The sequence below is a fragment of the Fusobacteriaceae bacterium genome (assembly GCA_031272775.1).
GTDB lineage: Bacteria > Fusobacteriota > Fusobacteriia > Fusobacteriales > Fusobacteriaceae > JAISST01.
In genome coordinates this window covers 1-17,107 of the sequence record JAISTB010000024.1, presented here as the reverse complement: position 1 = coordinate 17,107, position 17,107 = coordinate 1, and the positions used below count along the sequence as shown (strand labels likewise).

Genomic DNA, 17,107 nt, shown 5'->3' with positions numbered 1-17,107 from the left:
CGCGCGCCCGGAGGTACGGCAAATGGCTTCAATTCATCCGATAAAATTGATTGGCGAATGGACGGAAGGCTACGCGCTGGATAAACACATCCAATCAAGCAGATATCTTGGCGAAGACGCTTTCGGCCACAAACAGTTCAAGAACGAATATTCAGAAATCGGAAAGTTGCTGTATCAGCTGAAGTATAACGGCCGGCTCGACACATCCGCTCAAATTCTTCAATTGGCCGCCCCATTTTTGGATCGATGGCTGCCGGACATCAATGCGGACATCCTCCTTCCGGTTCCGCCGACAAAAAATCGGGATATTCAGCCCCTGTTTTTAATTGCCGAGGCCGTTGCAGCTCATTATGATATCCCATATTCCACGGAAGTGCTTGCCAACGACAATCCGGTCCAAATGAAAGACCGAAACGCCCAACCGCAGATTCGATTGCTGAAACCCGCCAAACGCAAATGTAATGTCCTGCTTATTGACGATCTCTATTCGAGCGGCAAAACGCTGACGGAATGCACCCGCGCGCTGAAACGGGACGCACTGGTTGTCAATGTTTTTGTCCTCACCATAACGCACACTGGAGGCGCAAAATGAAAATTTTCATTGCCGGCGCAAGACAAATCAAATTCCTCGACGACGCTGTCAAGGAAAAGCTTGAATCCATACGCTCCAAAAATTATGATGTGCTGATCGGTGACGCCCCTGGTGTTGACAGCCTCGTGCAATCTTTTTACGCGTCGGTCGGATATCCCAATGTCACGATTTTTGCCTGCAACGGGAAAACCCGCAACAACATCGGCGTCTGGCCGGTGGAGGGTATTCCGGCGAATCGTGATCTCAAAAGCGCGGAATATTTCGCGCAAAAAGATATCGCCATGACAGCTGCCACCGACTATGGGTTCATGATTTGGAACGGCCAAAGCCGGGGAACCATGAACAATATTCTTCGCCTGCTGCAGGCGGGCAAATCCTCTGTTGTGTATCTGAACGGAGAGTTTTATTCTGTTTACAACGATGATAGTCTCCAGCGTCTTTTTGCGAATTGCCTGAAACTAACCCCCAAGCCGACTGAGGTTACTTTTGTGAAACAGCCTGTGTTGTTCTGATCGTTGCGTCTTTGTGCCTTTGTGCGAAATCATGTTTTTCAAGATATCTCCCTCCGTATCCGCTCCCCCATTTCCGCGCACGCGAGATACTTCTCCCCCGGCCCCGCGATATCGGCGGTCCGGTATCCGGCGGCGAGGACCCTTTCCACGGCCGCTTCCACGGCCCGGGCCTCTTCCTCGAGATCGAGGGAATGGCGCAGCAACTGCGCCGCCGAAAGGATGGTCCCGATGGGATTGGCGAGATTCTTTCCCGCGATGTCGGGAGCGCTCCCGTGGATGGGCTCATAGAGGCCGCGCTTGCCTTCCCCTGTGCTCCAGGACGGGATGAGTCCGATGGAGCCCGTGATCATGCTGGCCTCGTCGGAGAGAATATCCCCGAACATGTTTTCGGTCACGACAACGTCAAACTGCGCGGGATCTTTGACGATTTGCATGGCGGCGTTATCCACCAGCATATGGGAAAGGGCGACGCCCGGATAGGCCGCCGCGACGTCCGCGACGGTCTTCCGCCAGAGCTTTGAGCTGTCCAATACGTTTTCCTTGTCGACGGATAAGACCCGTCTTTTTCTTTTGGCGGCCAATTCGAAGGCCACCCGGGCGATCCGCTCGATTTCGGGTTTGCTGTAGCGGAGCGTATCGGTGGCGGTCATGACGCCATCGATCTCTTCGGTCTTGCGTTTCCCGAAATAGATCCCCCCGATCAGTTCCCGCACAATGAGAAAATCGATGCCCCGATCGCGGATATCCGCCCGGAGCGGCGAGGCCTCCTTCAAGGCCGGGATCAGTTTCGCGGGCCGGATATTGGCGAAGAGCCCCAGCGCCTGCCGCAGTTTCAGCAAGCCCTTTTCGGGCCGGATGGCGGGGGCAACCCCGTCATATTTCGGATGCCCGAGGGCCCCCAGCAGGACCGCGTCCGCCGCGAGACAGGCCTCGAGGGAGCGTTCCGGCATGGGTTCCCCGTAGCGCTCGATGGCGGCCCCTCCTCCGTCCACTTCCGTAAAAATAAATTCACGGCCGTATTTTTCGGCGACGGTTTCCAGAACCCGCCGGGCTTCCCCGACGATCTCGGGTCCGATGCCGTCTCCCCGGATCAGGGCGATGGTTTTCCGCATTTCCCTACCCCCTCTTGCCGATGGCGTTCATCAAGCCGTTTTTCGCGATGATGTCCTTGATGAATTCCGGAAAGGGCTGGGCTTGATAGCGTTCATTCCGCGTGAGATTCGTGATGACGCCCGAATCAAAATCCACGGCGATCTCGTCGCCCTGGCGGATCTTGTCGCCGGCTTCGGGACATTCGAGGATCGGCAGGCCGATGTTGATGGCGTTCCGGTAGAAGATCCGGGCGAAGCTCTTGGCGATGACGCAGGAAATCCCGCTGGCCTTGATGGCAATCGGGGCGTGTTCACGGCTCGATCCGCAGCCGAAATTGCCGCCGCCCGCGAGGATATCTCCGGGCTCGATCCGGCCCCGGAAGGCGGGATCGATGTCGATCATGCAGTAAGAGGCCAATTCCGCCGGGTCCTGGGTATTCAGGTACCTTGCGGGAATAATGACGTCGGTGTCGACGTTGTCGCCGTATTTTTGCGCTCTTCCTTTCGCGTTCATTTCATGACCTCCTGAGGATTCGTGATTTTTCCGGTAATTGCGCTGGCCGCGGCCACGGCCGGCCCCGCGAGATAAACTTCCGAGCCCGTATGGCCCATTCTTCCGACAAAATTCCGGTTTGTGGTGGCGACGCAGCGCTCTCCTTCGGCGAGTATGCCCATGTAGCCGCCGAGGCAGGGCCCGCAGGTCGGCGTCGAGACCACGCAGCCCGCGTCCACAAAGATATTGAGGTAACCCGCCTGGATACATTGTTTGTAAATGGTCGGCGTCGCCGGAATAATGATGGTCCGGACATTTTTCGCCACATGCCGCCCCTTGAGGATTTCGGCGGCCGTCTTCATATCGGAAAGCCGCCCGTTGGTACAGGATCCGATGACGACCTGATCGATCGGGATATCCCCCGCTTCTTCGGCGGTTTTGGTGTTTTCCGGCAGATGCGGGAAGGCCACCGTGGGCTTGATCCGCGACAGATCAATCGTATATTCGGCCTCGTAGATCGCGTCGGGATCGGCCGTCACCACAAGCGGGTCCCGTGTTGCTCTGCCCGCGAGGTATTCGAGGGTCTTTTCGTCCACCGCGAAGATTCCGTTTTTTCCGCCGGCCTCGATGGCCATGTTGGCCATGCAGAAGCGGTCGTCCATGCTGAGATTCACGAGGCCCGGGCCCGAAAATTCCATGGACTTGTAGCGGGCCCCGTCGACGCCGATCATGCCGATGATATGGAGGATCACGTCCTTTCCGCCGACCCAGGGCCCCGGTTTTCCGACAAGAGTGAATTTGAGCGCCGGCGGGACTTTGAACCAGAGTTCCCCCGTGGCCATGGCGGCCGCGAGATCCGTGGAGCCCACGCCCGTCGAGAAGGCCCCGAGAGCCCCGTAAGTGCAGGTGTGGGAATCGGCGCCGACGACGCAATCGCCGGGAACCACAAGGCCTTTTTCGGGCAGGAGCGCGTGCTCGACGCCCATTTCCCCGACGTCAAAAAAGTTTTTCAGGGATTGCGCGCCCGCAAAAGTCCGGCATTGCTTGCATTGTTCGGCCGATTTGATGTCTTTGTTGGGCACGAAGTGGTCCATGACCAGAACGACCTTTTCTTTGTCGAAGACATCGGTAAATCCCGCTTTTTCGAATTCGTTAATGGCGACCGGCGCCGTGATGTCATTTCCCAGCGCCAAGTCCAGCTTCGCGTTGATGAGCTGACCCGCCGCGACTTCGTTCAAACCCGCCTTTGCGGCCAAAATCTTTTGTGTCATCGTCATGTGCATGTGTCTCTCCTTTTTGATCCTGTATTTTGGTAAATTTGAGAAAGGCTTCGTAGATTTCCGGCGGGGCCAATTCCCGCTGTTCCCGGTCCGAGATGGCCTTGACATAGTAGCCGAAGGCTTCCCGCCAGGTCTCGGGGATGTCCAGACCGTAGGTTTCTTCGAGGATATAGCCGATGCCGCCCTTGCCCGACTGGCTGTTGATCCGGATCACGTCGGTCTCGTAGACCCGGTTCAGGTCTTCGGGGTCAATGGGCAGATAGGGGACGGTCCATTGCCGCAGGCGCTTTTCCTTCCGCCAGCGCATTCCCTTGGCGATGGCGTCCTGATGGGAGCCCGAAAAGGCCGCGAAGACCAGAGCCCCGCCGTAGGGTTGCCGGGCGTGGACTTTCATTTTCGTCACTTTCTCGTAGATCCGGCAGATCTTCGGCATATCGGAAAAATCAAGGCCCGGATCGACGCCGTGGGTATACATGTTGAGGGCCACGGTGACGATATCCACGTTTCCCGTCCGTTCGCCGTTTCCGAAGAGCGTTCCTTCGACCCGGTCCGCCCCGGCCAAGAGGGCCAGTTCCGTATCGGCCACGGCCGTGCCCCGGTCGTTGTGGGGATGGAGCGACAGGACTACATTTTCCCGGTATTTGAGGTTGTCGCTGATGAATTCGATCTGGTTGGCATAGACATGGGGCATGGAATGGGCCACGGTGACCGGCAGGTTGATGACGGCCTTCCGTTCGGGCGTCGGTTGCCATACGTCGAGGACGGCGTTGCAGATCTCGAGGGCAAAGGGCATTTCCGTCCCCGTAAAGCTCTCGGGCGAATACTCGAAGCGGACGTTGGCGTCAAGATTTCGCGAATGATCCCGGAGATAAGTCGCGCCCTTGACGGCGATATCGATGATTTCCCGTTTGCTTGCTTTGAAGACCTGCTCCCGCTGGGCCCGGGACGTGGAGTTGTAGAGGTGGATGATGACGTTCCGGACGCCCCGCACGGCGTCTATGGTCTTTTGCATAATGGCCTCGCGGGCCTGGGTCAATACCTGGATCGTCACGTCGTCGGGGATGCGCTTTTCCTCGATCAGCGTCCGCAGGAACTGATATTCCGTTTCCGAGGCGGCCGGAAAGCCCACTTCGATTTCCTTGAAGCCCATTTGCACGAGAAGCTCGAAGAACTCCAATTTTTCCCGGAGGTTCATGGGAATGATCAGAGACTGGTTGCCGTCTCTGAGATCGACGCTGCACCACTGCGGCGCTTTTTCGATGTGGTCTTTTTCCGCCCATTTCATGCGGGCCTGAGGAACCGGATAATATGCGATTTTGTATTTTTCGGCTTGAAACACGATACACCCTCCTGATAAAAAAAGCAGCCCTTGTCAGGCTGCTTGAACTGAATTTCCTTATTCACCATGTACATTCACTTTGCACATTCACTTTGTCCGGACCGGGTTCAACACATCCGGCATAGGACACGGGGCTTCAGGAGTTCCGCTTTACCGACAGATCGACGCATGATAAAATCCATTGCAACGCTGAGAAGCAATAGGGCGAGGATAAGCAGGTTTAGAAGCAGATGATTTGTAAACATTTGATCTCCTGAGTTTGAAATGAAGAACATGTTGTGCTTAGTATACACCAAAAAGACAAAATTTGCAAGCGTTTTTTGTCGAAAGGGCGAAAATAAATCCCGAGGGGCTCTTAGCGCGTTCAGTTCCAGCTTTCGCCGGTGAGTTTTCCGTTCTGGTATTTCTTGATGTTGTCCACGGTCCCGTCGGACTGGTAGCGCTTCCACTGGCCGTCTTTCTTCCAGCCTTTGTAGTTGCCTTCCTCAAGGACGTTCCCGTTGTCCCAGAAAATCTTCCAGTTGCCGGTCCCGTCGGGGAAGGCCGATTTGTGCAGGACCCGCCCGTTCCTGTCGTAGGAGACCAGGGACACGATATTGCCGTTTTTGTAGCTCTGGACATTTTTGACGAGGCCGTCCTCATAGTACATGTAGGAATCGCCGTTGAGTTTGCCGCCCTTGTAGACATAGACCATGTTGGGCTTCCCGTTGGAATACCAGATTTCCTCCCCGTCGAGGACGCCCTTGACGTAGGTCTCGCTGTATTCGATGACGTTTCCGATATAAGCCGTGAATACGCCCGTAAAGGGCTCGTCCTCGCCCTTGGCGTACACGATTTCGTTGATCGTGTCTTTGTTGGAAAAATCGAGGTTCCGGTCCGAAGGCGGCGGGATGATCTTGCGGTCGGGGACTTTCCCGGCCGGTCCCGTAGGCGTCACGGCCTGCTGTCCCGTTTCGGCCGTTTCCGGCGTGACCGCGGGCTGTGTCCCGGCGGTTGTTCCCTGCGTTTCGGGCTTCTTTTCGCTCTGATCCAAAATATCGTTCTTTGAGTCGGCGGGATCGATGCCGATTTTGATCGGGATCAGCTCGTAGGGGGTATTTTCCGCGGGCTTTTTGTCGGATCCGTCCACGGGTTGCCAGGATTTCCGGCTCCCGTCGCTGTCGCCGCTGTTTTCTTCGGGAATTTGCGGCGTCCCCTGCTGGATCACGATATCCTCCTCGACGAGCTCCGGCCCCGCCCGGCCCACGGGCTTCGTATTGCCGCCGACGCCGGTATTGTTGGGCAAAAGGGGCTGGATTTCCCGGAATTTTCCTTTGCCGTAGGACATGACGCCCGAGACCGCCAGGGCGAGCAAAATCAGGATCGTGGTTTTCGGTTTTTTCATGTTGTTCTCCCTGCATCACAAAATGCGTAAATTTGGCTCAGTAGGCTATTTCGTGTAATTGGGCGCTTCCTTGGTGATGACGATATCGTGGGGATGGCTTTCCTTGAGACCCGCTCCCGTGATTTTGACGAATTTTCCCTTTTCCTGCAAATCGGGGATCGTAGGGGTCCCGCAATAGCCCATGCCGGCCCGGAGCCCGCCGCAGAGCTGGAACACCACGTCTTTGAGGCTCCCCCGGAAGGCGATGCAGCCTTCGATGCCCTCGGGCACCAATTTTTGGGCGTCGGTCTGGAAATAGCGGTCTTTGGAGCCCCGCTTCATGGCGGCGATGGAGCCCATGCCGACGTAGATCTTGTATTTTCTCCCCTCGAGGAAGATTTCCTCGCCGGGGGCTTCGGCCGTTCCCGCGAGAAGCCCGCCCAGCATGACGCAGTCCGCGCCGCAGGCCAGAGCCTTGACGATGTCGCCAGAAAACTTGATGCCGCCGTCGGCGATGACCCGGACCTTTTTCCCCTTGCAGGCCTCGTAGACGTCATAGATGGCCGTCAGTTGCGGGACGCCCACGCCGGCCACGACCCGGGTCGTGCAGATGGAACCGGGGCCGATCCCTACTTTCACGGTGTTGACGCCGGCTTCGATCAAGTCCAGGGCCGCCTCCGCCGTGACGATATTGCCGCCGATCAGAGCCAGCTCGGGCCAGGCGTTGCGGATCTCTTTGATGGTCCGCAGGACCCCCTCGGAATGTCCGTGGGCGGAATCCACGGCGATGACGTCGACGCCCGCCTTGATCAGGGCCTCGACCCGTTCCATGGTGTCGGCGCCGATGCCTACGGCGCCCCCGACTCTGAGCGTCCCGTGGCTGTCCTTACAGGCGTTGGGGTATTCGACGAGATTGTCGATGTCTTTTATGGTGATGAGTCCCTTGAGATAGCCAGCGTCGTCGGTGATCGGCAGTTTTTCGATCCGGTGGGCCAGAAGGATTTCCTTGGCCTGGTCCAGGGTCGTGCCGATGGGGGCCGTGACGAGATTGTTCTTCGTCATGACCTCGCCCACGGGTTGGGTCATATCCCGATGGTATTTGATATCGCGATTGGTGATGATCCCGATCAGCTTCCCGCTCTCGTTGATGACGGGGAGTCCCGAGATCTTGTAGCGCTTCATCAGCGCCTCGGCGTTGCCGACGGTGTTGTCGATCGAAAGGGTCACGGGATTTTTGATCATGCCGCTCTCGATGCGTTTTACCCGGTCCACCTCCGAAGCCTGGTCCGTGATGGACATGTTCTTGTGGACAAAGCCCAAGCCGCCCTGACGGGCAAGGGCGATGGCGAGGTCCGATTCCGTGACCGTATCCATGGCCGCGCTGACAATGGGGACATTGAGGACGATGTCCTCCGTCAGGTTTGTCTTGAGGCTGACTTCGTGGGGAAGGACCGCGGACCTGCCCGGAACCAGCAGCACATCATCGAAGGTGATGGCTTCTTTGAGAATTTTTGTTTCCATAAACAACTCCTTGTCTTCTGTATGGTATCGTATCTGGTGTTCTGTCGGTCAAAAAAGGGCTTACTTTTGGTAGACGTCCAATTTCGGGTAGGGGATCTCAATGCCGTTTTCGGCGAAGCGCTGTCTTACGGTCTCGTTGCAGTCGAAATATACGTCCCAGTAGTCTTTGTTGCTGACCCAGACCCGGAACACAAAGCTGATGGAACTGTCGTTGAAGGCGCTCAGCCGGATGGTCCGGGGCTTGTCCTGCAGGATCTTCGGATGCTTGTCGGCCACGTCGTTCAAGACGGCCTTGACCTTCTCGGTCGGCGCGTCATAGGAGACGGAAAAGATCATGTCCAGCCTGCGGATGGGGTTCTGGGAAAAATTGGTGATGCTGGCGTGGGCCAGCTGTCCGTTGGGTACAACGATGTTTTTGTTGTCAACGGTCGTCAGGACCGTATGCAAAATGAAAATCTGATCCACGACCCCTTCGATCCCGGCGTTGTTGGAGATGAAATCTCCCTTGGAGAAGGGTTTGAAGATCAGAATCAAAACGCCCCCGGCCAGGTCGCTGAGACTTCCCTGCAGGGCGAGGCCCACGGCGAGACCGGCGGTACCGAGCAGCGCCATCAGAGATGTGGCGCGGATTCCGAGGATGCCGATGGCCACAAAAAACAGCACGATGTGGAGAAAATACTTGAGAAAAGACTGGGTAAAACTGGCGAGTAGGGGATCGGCGCCCCTGAGTTCCATGATTTTCTCGAAACTCCGGCTGACGAGCTGGATGACCTTCCTGCCGACAAAGATGCAGATGACGAGGAAAATCACCTTGACCGCGAAGGAAGGCGCGGCCGACGCCACATAACTCAACCAGGATTTCACAGAGTTTTCCATCAGTAAAATATCATTCAAGACGATCCCCCCAAAAGCTTGCGTTTTTTTCCGGATATGCCGGAAAAACGGTAATGCTGTGAGAAAAACGCGTTACCTTATTTTACCTATTATAATATTTTTTTATGTTTTGTACAAGTCAAAATTACAAAAATTTATCCGGGACATTTTGTGCGATTCCGGGAAAAACAGATGTTTTTTGTTTTGGGGAGTTGACTTTTTCTGGAAATCATGCTAAAACAAGTCATGGTTTGACTGAACGCGTTTGGGATTTTTCGCTGCAAAAAGGGAGGGAACATTTTGGAAGTAAAGTTTATTGCGGCGGTCTTGGTATTTCTGGGTACGTTTTATTGTATTATTTTTACGAAGCTTTCGAAATCCGTGGTCTCCATCCTGGGCGGCAGCCTCATGGTCCTGATCCGGATTCTCGATCAGGAGGAGGCCCTTTCGGCCATCGCGGGCAATTTTGAGATCCTTTTGCTCTTGATGGGCATGATGATGGTCGTCGAGATCATGTCCGAGAGCGGGATCTTCCAGTGGCTGGCCATCAAGGTGGCCCAGGCGGCAAAGGGGGAGCCCGTGAGAATTCTCGTGCTGCTGTCCCTGGTGACCGCTGTATGTTCGGCCTTTCTGGACAATGTGACGACGATTCTCCTGATGCTGCCGATCGCCATATTGCTGGCCCGGCGGCTCAAGGTGGACGTGCTCCCCTTCGTGCTCTTCCCGATTTTTTCCTGCAACATCGGAGGGACGGCCACGATGATCGGCGATCCGCCGAACCTGATTATCGCGGCGGCGGCGGGACTGCGCTTCAACGATTTCCTGATCCACGCGGCCCCCGTTGTTCTCGTCAATCTGGCGGTCCTTTTGGCTACGGCCCTGATCCTTTTCCGGAAAAACCTCCGGGTGTCCAACGAGCTCAAGGCGGGAATCATGGATCTCGAACCGGGACGGGCCATTACGGACAAGGGCCTTATGGTCAAGTCTCTCGCGCTTTTCTCGGTTATCCTGGCGGGTTTTCTCACGAACGTCGTGACGAATATCGGTCTCGCGGTCATTGCCATTTCCTGCTCCGTCGCGCTTCTTTTGCTGAGCGGGAAAAAACCCGCCGAGATCTATGAAAAAATCGAGTGGGACACGCTCTTTTTCTTCGGGGGGCTCTTCGTCCTCATTGACGGCATCAATAAAACGGGACTGATCGCCCTGATCGGCCGGGGGATCACGCAACTGACCGCGGGCGACACAAAAGTGACGGCCTTTGTGATCACGATCCTCTCGACGTTCCTATCGCCGATTTTGGGCGCGGTTCCCTATTCGGTGTCCTTTTCCCGAGTCGTGGCCGACATGGGCCAAAGCGCGGGACATCCGGCCGTCTGGTGGTGGGCTCTCGTCCTGGGGGCCTGTCTCGGGGGAAATCTGACCGCCATCGGCGCCGCGGCCAATATTGTAGGCCTTTCCATCGCCGAAAAATCCAATATCCGGATCAGTTTTCTGCAATTCTTGAAATACGGGCTCATTGTTGTCGGGGAATCCCTGATTCTGTCGTTGATCTATGTGGCGATCCGCTACTGAGCGCCCGAAATTTTCCGAAACGAGGGAGGAATATCATGAAATTTTCCAGTTATCTGGATCCGAAAATGATTTTTACCGATATGGACGTGACGGGGATCAAGGAGGCCATCGCCCATATGATTGAAAAAATGGCCGAACATTCCCCCACGGTGGCGGCCCGGCAGGAAGAGCTGACCTACAGCGCGCTGAAGCGGGAAAACGAGATCTCCACCTGCGTGGGAAACGGGATCGCCGTCCCCCACGGGCGCCTGGAAAACTTTAACGACCTCTTCGTGTCCCTGGCGGTTTTGAAAAAGCCCGTGGGCATGGAAGTGGGCCTGACCGGCAAAAAAGACGCCGTGGATATTGTGTTTCTGGTCCTTTGCGACGTGCTCAAAAACAAAAACATCCTGAAGATCATGAGCGCCATCTCGAAGCTGGCTTTGCAGCATAAGGACGTGCTGGAGCGGATTCGGCGGGAACAGGACCCCAAAGTCATTCACAAGCTGATCCACGACGCCGGGATCGAGGTGGGGCGGCGGATCGTGGCCGAAGATGTATTGAGCCCCGACGTAATCCCCGCGGGGCCCGACGACACGCTGGAAAAGATCGTCAAACGCCTGATTCTGGAGCGTCTGAGCGGGCTTCCGGTCGTTGACGCCGACGGGACCTTCCTCGGCGAGATCACGGAAAAGGAGCTGATCGAGTTTGGGATGCCCGATTATCTTTCGTATATCGGCAATCTCAATTTCCTCACGGTGGGGGAACCCTTCGAGGAATACATGCGGCAGGAAAAGACGGCCACGATCCGTTCCCTCTACCGCAAGGCTGAAAATGTCGTCGCCGTAGACAAAAAGACGCCGATACTGGAAATCTGCTCGATTATCGTGAAAAAAGGCGTCACGCGCTTTTATGTCGTCGAGAAAAAGAAATACTGCGGCGTCATCAGGCGCTCGGACATCCTGAAAAAAGTATTGCACATATAAAAACCCTTGCATTTTTTTCCGCGATAGGGTATAATATCTCTGTTGTAAAACCCATACGCCATCAAGAGAGATCGAGGGAGGGGCCCTGTGACATCTCAGCAACCTGTTCTGAAAGAAGGACGTGGTGCTAATTCCTGACAGATGGAAAAATAGTGATGATTCTTCCCTTTCTGTCCCCAGGAAAGGGATTTTTTTCAAAAAAACCTGGAGGAACCATGGAAAATTTTACGTATTTTACCTCGGAATTCGTGTCGCCGGGACATCCGGACAAGATTTCCGACCAGATCTCAGACGCCATATTGGACGAATGTCTCGAGCGGGATCCCGCGGCCCGGGTGGCCTGCGAGGTCTTCTGCACCACGGGGCAGGTCATTGTCGGCGGCGAGATCACGACGACCACCTATGTGGACATTCAGAAAGTCATTCGGGAAAAGATCCGGGAGATCGGCTACCGCGAGGGTCTGGGTTTTGACCCCAATTGCGGCGTTCTGAACGGCATCCACGCCCAGTCGCCCGATATCGCCATGGGCGTCGATACCGGCGGCGCCGGGGATCAGGGCATCATGTTCGGAGGCGCGGTAAGGGAGACGCCGGAGCTCATGCCGCTGGCCATCGTACTGGCCCGGGAGATCATCGTCAGGCTCACGAAACTCACCCGGGAGGGGGGCCTTCCCTGGGCCCGGCCCGACGCCAAGTCCCAGGTGACGTTGGCCTACGACAGAGGAGGGCGCGTCAATCACGTGGATACCATTGTCCTTTCCGTGCAGCATGAACCCGACGTGACCCGGGACTTCATCGAAAAAGAAGTCAAAGAAAAGGTCATCGCGCCGGTACTCACGCGCTACGGCCTCGATCCCGCGGCCGTCAGACGCTACCACATCAATCCCACGGGCCGTTTCGTGATCGGCGGTCCCAGCGGAGACACGGGCCTCACGGGGCGGAAAATCATCGTCGACACCTACGGCGGTTATTTCCGGCACGGCGGCGGGGCCTTCTCGGGCAAAGATCCCTCCAAGGTCGACCGTTCCGGGGCCTACGCGGCCCGCTGGGTCGCCAAGAACATCGTCGCGGCGGGCTTGGCCGACAAATGCGAAGTGCAGCTCTCCTACGCCATCGGCGTGGCCGAACCCGTTTCGATCAAGGTCGACGCCTTCGGGACCGGCAAAGCCGACGAGACGGACCTTTCCGAAGCCGTCCGGGCCGTATTCGACCTGACGCCCCGGGGTATAGAGAAAGCGCTGGAGCTCCGCTCGGGCAAGATCAAGTACCAGGACCTCGCGGCCTTCGGTCATATCGGGCGTACGGATCTCGACACGCCCTGGGAGCGGACGGACAAAGCGGAAGACTTAAAAAAGGCATTGAAAAAATAGCGAAAAAGGATTATACTAATAGCGATCGGAGTGATCCGGTCGCTATCTTGATTTCGCGAAAGAGGAGGTTCCATGAAAAAGACGGAGCGCTTCGTCCCGATTGGTACATTTTTGGTCTACGGCGCCGGATTTGTCCTGACGTATTTTAATTTCACGGAATGGTTTTCCGGAAACTACGGAATATACTGGATCGGAGGCATTTTCAGCGTCATTATGCTCTTCCGGGCCCTGACCGAAGAGGGCTTCAATCCGGGGAATTATTTGTTCTACTGCGTGATCGTTCTTATCGGCGGCATCGTCATCGACACGATCCTGAAATCCCTTGTGGCCAGGGGCGTGGGCATACCGCTTTTTCTGGGCGTCCTGACCGCGCTTTTGGCGGTGTTGTCGCTGCTCTCTCTTCGCTTTTACGCATCTTCCATGGCAAAGGGGAAGCGGGACGCCGCGGAAAACGACGATGCGACAAAAGAGGGACGGTGACGGCCCGTGCGAATCCATAAAAAAGGCGTGATTACGGGAATTCTGCTGTTGTTATTTTCTCTGACCGCCGGGGCCGCCGGAGGCGTTCTGGCCAAGCGAGCCATGGAAACGGAATTCAACGAATTGATCAATATCGGCCTGACCCGGGAGGAGGCCGCCAATTTCATCCGGCTCGAGGGCAAAAAGGGCGCGCCGGACCAGTATATCGCGGGGCTCAAGGCCGAAATCGCCGAAAACCCCGACAATTATATCGCCTACGACAGGCTGGGGGAAGCCTACCGCTCGCTGAAGCGGGACGAGACCAACGCCGTCAAGTATTTCAAGCTCTCGGTGCTCGCCAACCGCAAGGGTTATTACGCGAGGAACAAATTGGGCAACATTTACCTTGACAAAAAAGATCTGAAAACGGCAAGAATTTACTTCGAGGCCCTTGTGCAGACCAATCCCGATTTTCCGCCCGGACACCACGGCCTCGGGATCGTGTACGCCCTGCAGGGAGACTATATGCACGCCTTCAACGAAGTTTCCACGGCGAAAAACCTCTACCGCCGCCTCGACGGCTGGAAATATTTTGAGATCTATGGCAAACGGCAGCAGTATATTCAGGACTGCGACGATCTGCAGGCCAAGATCAAGGCCGGGGCCATGAACCAGTACAAGCAGCGGAAGATCAGCGAGGAGATCGGCGATTGAGCGCGGAGGACAGGAAAGTCCATATTTTTACGCCCTTCCGCTTGAAGGGTCTCACGATCCCCAACCGGATCGTGCTGCCGCCCATGGTGCGCTTTTCCGTCGTGGGGCGGGACGGCTTCGTCAACGATCGGCTCGTGGACTGGTACCGCTCGGCGGCCCGGGCGGGCGTGGGGCTCATTATTGTGGAAGCGACGGCGGTAAGCGCCGACGGCAAGCTCCGGGAGAATCAGATCGGGATCTGGGACAACGCCTTTATTCCGGGATTGCGGAAAATCACCGGGGCTGTTCACCGATATGATACGAAAATCCTGATCCAGCTCCATCACAGGGGCTTCCGGGAGGAAATCGCCGCGGTCCCCGGGGACCTGCTGGAGAGAATACGGGAAGACTTCAAGGCGGCCGTAGGGCGCGCCAAAGCGGCCGGTTTTGACGGTGTGGAGCTCCACGGGGCCCACGCCTATCTGCTCTCGCAGCTGGCCTCCCCCCTCTGGAACAAGCGCGTCGATCGCTACGGCGGGGATCTCTCGGGGCGAATGCGCTTCGCGGCGGACCTGATCGCGGAGACGAAAGCGTTTTTTGACGAAAAGTTTATTTTAGGATACCGCATGGGCGGAAACGAGCCTGACCTTCCGTCGGGCGTCGCCCTTGCCCGATATCTTGAGGGCCTGGGCGTCGATCTCCTCCATGTGTCCACCGGCGTACCCGACCCCGCCTTCCGCCGGGAGCGGAAGATCGACGGCGTACCGGCGGATTTCCCCCTCGACTGGGTGGTCTGGATGGGGACGGAAATCAAAAGGAGGGTGTCGCTGCCGGTCGTTGTCGTGCACAGGATCCGGGAGGAACGGCAGGCGAGCTGGCTTATCGAACAGGGACTCGCCGATTTCGCGGCCGTAGGCAGGGCCATGCTGGGAAATCCCGGCTGGATGGACCGGGCCCGCAAGTCCTGGAAGGCCCGCAAAATGGCTAAAGCCTGCGAGCGGGAGAGCCGGGAGCGGGAATCGTGTAAAGGCCAAAAGCACGGCGGTTACGCGTCCGATCTCGATATATTTTGCGAGGTCATCGACAATTACGGCGATATCGGCGTCGTCCTGCGCCTGGCCAAGGAATTCCGCAGGCGCGGCGGGCCGGATATCCGGATCCGCGTCGTCGTCAACGATTTGAACGCGCTTGCGGCCATACACCCGGGAATCCGGGATGTTGAAGCACAGGAACTCGGAGGGATTGCTTTTTTCCGGGACCGTGAATTCCGGGAGGCCGGGCGCGGGATCGCCAGGACCGCAATCGGCGCCTTCGGCTGCGATCCGCCGGAGGCCTATCTCGCCGAAGGCCGGGAAAAAGGGATGCTTCTGCTTGACCTTCAATATCTGACCGGGGAGAAATGGGCCGAAGACTTTCACCTGAAGCCCTCGATGGTCCCGGGAAAGCTGAGAAAATTCTTTTATTTTCCGGGCTTTACGCCCGAAAGCGGAGGACTTTTGCAACGTCCCCAATTCCGGGAGCGGGTGCGACTGGCCCCCGAAAAATTTGTCAACAAATATTTCGGCGAATTTTCCGGGCCCCAAAAGCGCTTGAAGATCGTGGTCTTTTCCTATGAAAGAGATTTTTCCGGGCTCCTTGAGGCCCTGCGAAAATTGGACAAACCCGCGGCGCTTCTTGTCTGCGGCGGCAAGAGCCGGGCGGCTTTCGGTAAATTCATCGGGGAATTTCAGAAAAAAGACTTTGGAAATATCCATATCTGTGGTAAAATAGAAATGAAGTACGCCGAATTCTTCACGCAGGATCAGTTCGAGGAATTGCTCAACGCGGCGGACGTGAATTTCGTGCGCGGTGAGGATTCCGCGGCCCAGGCGGCCACGGCGGGCAAGCCCTTTCTGTGGGAGCTTTATCCCCAGAGAGATAACGTTCAACTGGACAAGCTGGAGGGTTTTCTCCGAACTTACGGGAAATTTTTCCCCGGCGGCGCGGAATCTCAGGCGGCCCGGGAAACCTCGGAGCTTTTCCGGGCGTACAACAGCGGAGACGGCGCTTTGCGGGACGCTCCGGCGGAACGCTATCTCGCGTTTTTCAAGAATTTGCGGACCATCGGGGAAGCCTGCGGGGCATTTTCCGCGGAATTGGCCCGTTCGTGCGATCTTTTGACAAAAATAAAAACCATAATACAAGAATATGCAGGAGGTAAACTATGAAAATTGCTCAGGAATTACGGGCAGGAAGCACAATCAAAATCGGGAATGATCCCTTTGTCATACTGAAGACCGAGTATAACAAATCCGGCAGAAACGCCGCCGTCGTAAAATTCAAGATGAAAAATCTGTTGAACGGCAATATTTCAGACGCCGTATACAAGGCTGACGAAAAGATGGACGACATCAAGCTCGACAAGGTCAAGGCCGTCTTCTCCTATCAGGACGGGGATTCCTACGTCTTTTCGAATCCCGAGACCTGGGAAACCATGGAACTGAGGTCCGAAGACCTCGGCGACGCCGTCAACTACATTGAGGACGGCATCGCCCTCGACGTCGTTTACTACGAATCGACGCCCGTGGCAGTGGAACTGCCGACTTTCATCGAAAAGGAAATCGTTTACACGGAACCGGGTCTGCGGGGCGACACGTCGGGCAAGGTCCTGAAACCCGCCAAGATCAACACGGGATATGAGGTGCAGGTGCCCATTTTCGTGGAGCAGGGGGAATGGATCAAGATCGATACCCGGACGAACGAGTATGTGGAGCGAATCAAGAAATAAGGGGGGAAGGCGGAATTTCGGTTCCGCCTTTTTTATTTCGAAAATTTTCAGGTTATCCCCGTAGAGACGCAATGCCTTGCGTCTCTGGCAACGGCCACCCCCCATATACAGGCGTCGGCCCAATCATATACAAAAATAATTTAAAATTTATTGCAACCCGCGTTGTTTCATTTTTTGCACCTCTTGTCCGCCTCATCGTGTCAAAAATTTCTTTTTG

16 protein-coding genes, 1 pseudogene and 1 riboswitch are annotated in these 17,107 nt (G+C 56.2%); of the genes and pseudogenes, 10 read left to right on the top strand and 7 right to left on the bottom strand.

The features are described from left to right. The first annotated feature begins 22 nt into the window (after positions 1–22). Entirely contained in the window at positions 23–592 is a 570-nt protein-coding gene (locus LBQ97_06035) for a hypothetical protein (protein MDR1832267.1), read from the top strand. Next, positions 589–1,104, top strand: coding sequence for a hypothetical protein (locus LBQ97_06030; protein ID MDR1832266.1), 516 nt, complete (start codon positions 589–591; stop codon positions 1,102–1,104). Before LBQ97_06035 ends, LBQ97_06030 begins: the two co-directional genes overlap by 4 nt. Before the next feature lie 38 nt (positions 1,105–1,142). Here LBQ97_06030 and leuB read toward each other — a convergent pair whose 3' ends face one another. The 7 genes from leuB to LBQ97_05995 form a co-directional block, all read right to left on the bottom strand. Next, positions 1,143–2,216, bottom strand: a complete 1,074-nt coding sequence (gene leuB / locus LBQ97_06025; protein ID MDR1832265.1) for a 3-isopropylmalate dehydrogenase — start codon at positions 2,214–2,216, stop codon at positions 1,143–1,145. A gap of 4 nt (positions 2,217–2,220) precedes the next feature. Then, the gene (leuD, locus tag LBQ97_06020; protein MDR1832264.1) at positions 2,221–2,709 is read right to left on the bottom strand and encodes a 3-isopropylmalate dehydratase small subunit; all 489 of its coding nucleotides are present in this window, start codon (positions 2,707–2,709) and stop codon (positions 2,221–2,223) included. Next, positions 2,706–3,971: a 3-isopropylmalate dehydratase large subunit gene (gene leuC, locus LBQ97_06015; protein ID MDR1832263.1), complete on the bottom strand. Its 1,266-nt coding sequence runs from the start codon at positions 3,969–3,971 to the stop codon at positions 2,706–2,708. Before leuC ends, leuD begins: the two co-directional genes overlap by 4 nt. After that, positions 3,865–5,307: a 2-isopropylmalate synthase gene (locus LBQ97_06010; protein ID MDR1832262.1), complete on the bottom strand. Its 1,443-nt coding sequence runs from the start codon at positions 5,305–5,307 to the stop codon at positions 3,865–3,867. Before LBQ97_06010 ends, leuC begins: the two co-directional genes overlap by 107 nt. Before the next feature lie 364 nt (positions 5,308–5,671). Continuing rightward, positions 5,672–6,691, bottom strand: coding sequence for a toxin-antitoxin system YwqK family antitoxin (locus LBQ97_06005; GenBank protein ID MDR1832261.1), 1,020 nt, complete (start codon positions 6,689–6,691; stop codon positions 5,672–5,674). 45 nt (positions 6,692–6,736) lie between these two features. Next, positions 6,737–8,191: an IMP dehydrogenase gene (gene guaB / locus LBQ97_06000; protein ID MDR1832260.1), complete on the bottom strand. Its 1,455-nt coding sequence runs from the start codon at positions 8,189–8,191 to the stop codon at positions 6,737–6,739. Positions 8,192–8,251: 60 nt separating this feature from the next. Next, positions 8,252–9,067 carry a mechanosensitive ion channel gene (locus LBQ97_05995; GenBank protein MDR1832259.1) on the bottom strand — a complete coding sequence of 272 codons (816 nt, stop codon included), beginning with the start codon at positions 9,065–9,067 and terminating at the stop codon, positions 8,252–8,254. Positions 9,068–9,364: 297 nt separating this feature from the next. On the opposite strand from LBQ97_05995, the gene LBQ97_05990 reads away from it, so the two are divergent. From LBQ97_05990 to efp, 8 genes and pseudogenes are all read left to right on the top strand, one after another. Continuing rightward, the gene (locus LBQ97_05990; protein ID MDR1832258.1) at positions 9,365–10,636 is read left to right on the top strand and encodes an ArsB/NhaD family transporter; all 1,272 of its coding nucleotides are present in this window, start codon (positions 9,365–9,367) and stop codon (positions 10,634–10,636) included. Positions 10,637–10,671: 35 nt separating this feature from the next. After that, positions 10,672–11,601, top strand: a complete 930-nt coding sequence (locus tag LBQ97_05985; GenBank protein ID MDR1832257.1) for a PTS sugar transporter subunit IIA — start codon at positions 10,672–10,674, stop codon at positions 11,599–11,601. A 55-nt stretch (positions 11,602–11,656) separates the two neighbouring features. Beyond that, positions 11,657–11,749, top strand: a riboswitch (SAM riboswitch). A 67-nt stretch (positions 11,750–11,816) separates the two neighbouring features. After that, positions 11,817–12,971, top strand: a complete 1,155-nt coding sequence (metK, locus tag LBQ97_05980) for a methionine adenosyltransferase (protein ID MDR1832256.1) — start codon at positions 11,817–11,819, stop codon at positions 12,969–12,971. A gap of 72 nt (positions 12,972–13,043) precedes the next feature. Next, a complete protein-coding gene (locus LBQ97_05975; protein ID MDR1832255.1) occupies positions 13,044–13,451 on the top strand; it encodes a hypothetical protein in 408 nt (135 codons plus the stop codon). 6 nt (positions 13,452–13,457) lie between these two features. Beyond that, positions 13,458–14,144, top strand: a complete 687-nt coding sequence (locus tag LBQ97_05970; GenBank protein ID MDR1832254.1) for a hypothetical protein — start codon at positions 13,458–13,460, stop codon at positions 14,142–14,144. Further along, positions 14,141–15,103: pseudogene (locus tag LBQ97_05965) on the top strand (NADH:flavin oxidoreductase). The gene LBQ97_05970 and the pseudogene LBQ97_05965 overlap by 4 nt, the downstream one beginning before the upstream one ends. After that, positions 15,104–16,330, top strand: a complete 1,227-nt coding sequence (locus LBQ97_05960) for an elongation factor P maturation arginine rhamnosyltransferase EarP (protein MDR1832253.1) — start codon at positions 15,104–15,106, stop codon at positions 16,328–16,330. It begins immediately after the preceding pseudogene. Then, entirely contained in the window at positions 16,327–16,890 is a 564-nt protein-coding gene (gene efp / locus LBQ97_05955; protein ID MDR1832252.1) for an elongation factor P, read from the top strand. The genes LBQ97_05960 and efp overlap by 4 nt, the downstream gene beginning before the upstream one ends. Positions 16,891–17,107: the final 217 nt, after the last annotated feature.

Excerpts from the sequence above, each read along its gene's own strand:
- LBQ97_05985 (MDR1832257.1), top strand. The coding sequence starts at position 10,672 with ATGAAATTTTCCAGTTATCTGGATCCGAAAATGATTTTTACCGATATG.
- guaB (MDR1832260.1), bottom strand. The coding sequence starts at position 8,191 with ATGGAAACAAAAATTCTCAAAGAAGCCATCACCTTCGATGATGTGCTG.
- LBQ97_05995 (MDR1832259.1), bottom strand. The coding sequence starts at position 9,067 with ATGGAAAACTCTGTGAAATCCTGGTTGAGTTATGTGGCGTCGGCCGCG.
- LBQ97_05975 (MDR1832255.1), top strand. The coding sequence starts at position 13,044 with ATGAAAAAGACGGAGCGCTTCGTCCCGATTGGTACATTTTTGGTCTAC.
- LBQ97_06005 (MDR1832261.1), bottom strand. The coding sequence starts at position 6,691 with ATGAAAAAACCGAAAACCACGATCCTGATTTTGCTCGCCCTGGCGGTC.
- leuD (MDR1832264.1), bottom strand. The coding sequence starts at position 2,709 with ATGAACGCGAAAGGAAGAGCGCAAAAATACGGCGACAACGTCGACACC.
- LBQ97_06035 (MDR1832267.1), top strand. The coding sequence starts at position 23 with ATGGCTTCAATTCATCCGATAAAATTGATTGGCGAATGGACGGAAGGC.
- leuB (MDR1832265.1), bottom strand. The coding sequence starts at position 2,216 with ATGCGGAAAACCATCGCCCTGATCCGGGGAGACGGCATCGGACCCGAG.
- metK (MDR1832256.1), top strand. The coding sequence starts at position 11,817 with ATGGAAAATTTTACGTATTTTACCTCGGAATTCGTGTCGCCGGGACAT.
- LBQ97_06030 (MDR1832266.1), top strand. The coding sequence starts at position 589 with ATGAAAATTTTCATTGCCGGCGCAAGACAAATCAAATTCCTCGACGAC.
- LBQ97_05960 (MDR1832253.1), top strand. The coding sequence starts at position 15,104 with ATGGCTAAAGCCTGCGAGCGGGAGAGCCGGGAGCGGGAATCGTGTAAA.
- leuC (MDR1832263.1), bottom strand. The coding sequence starts at position 3,971 with ATGCACATGACGATGACACAAAAGATTTTGGCCGCAAAGGCGGGTTTG.
- efp (MDR1832252.1), top strand. The coding sequence starts at position 16,327 with ATGAAAATTGCTCAGGAATTACGGGCAGGAAGCACAATCAAAATCGGG.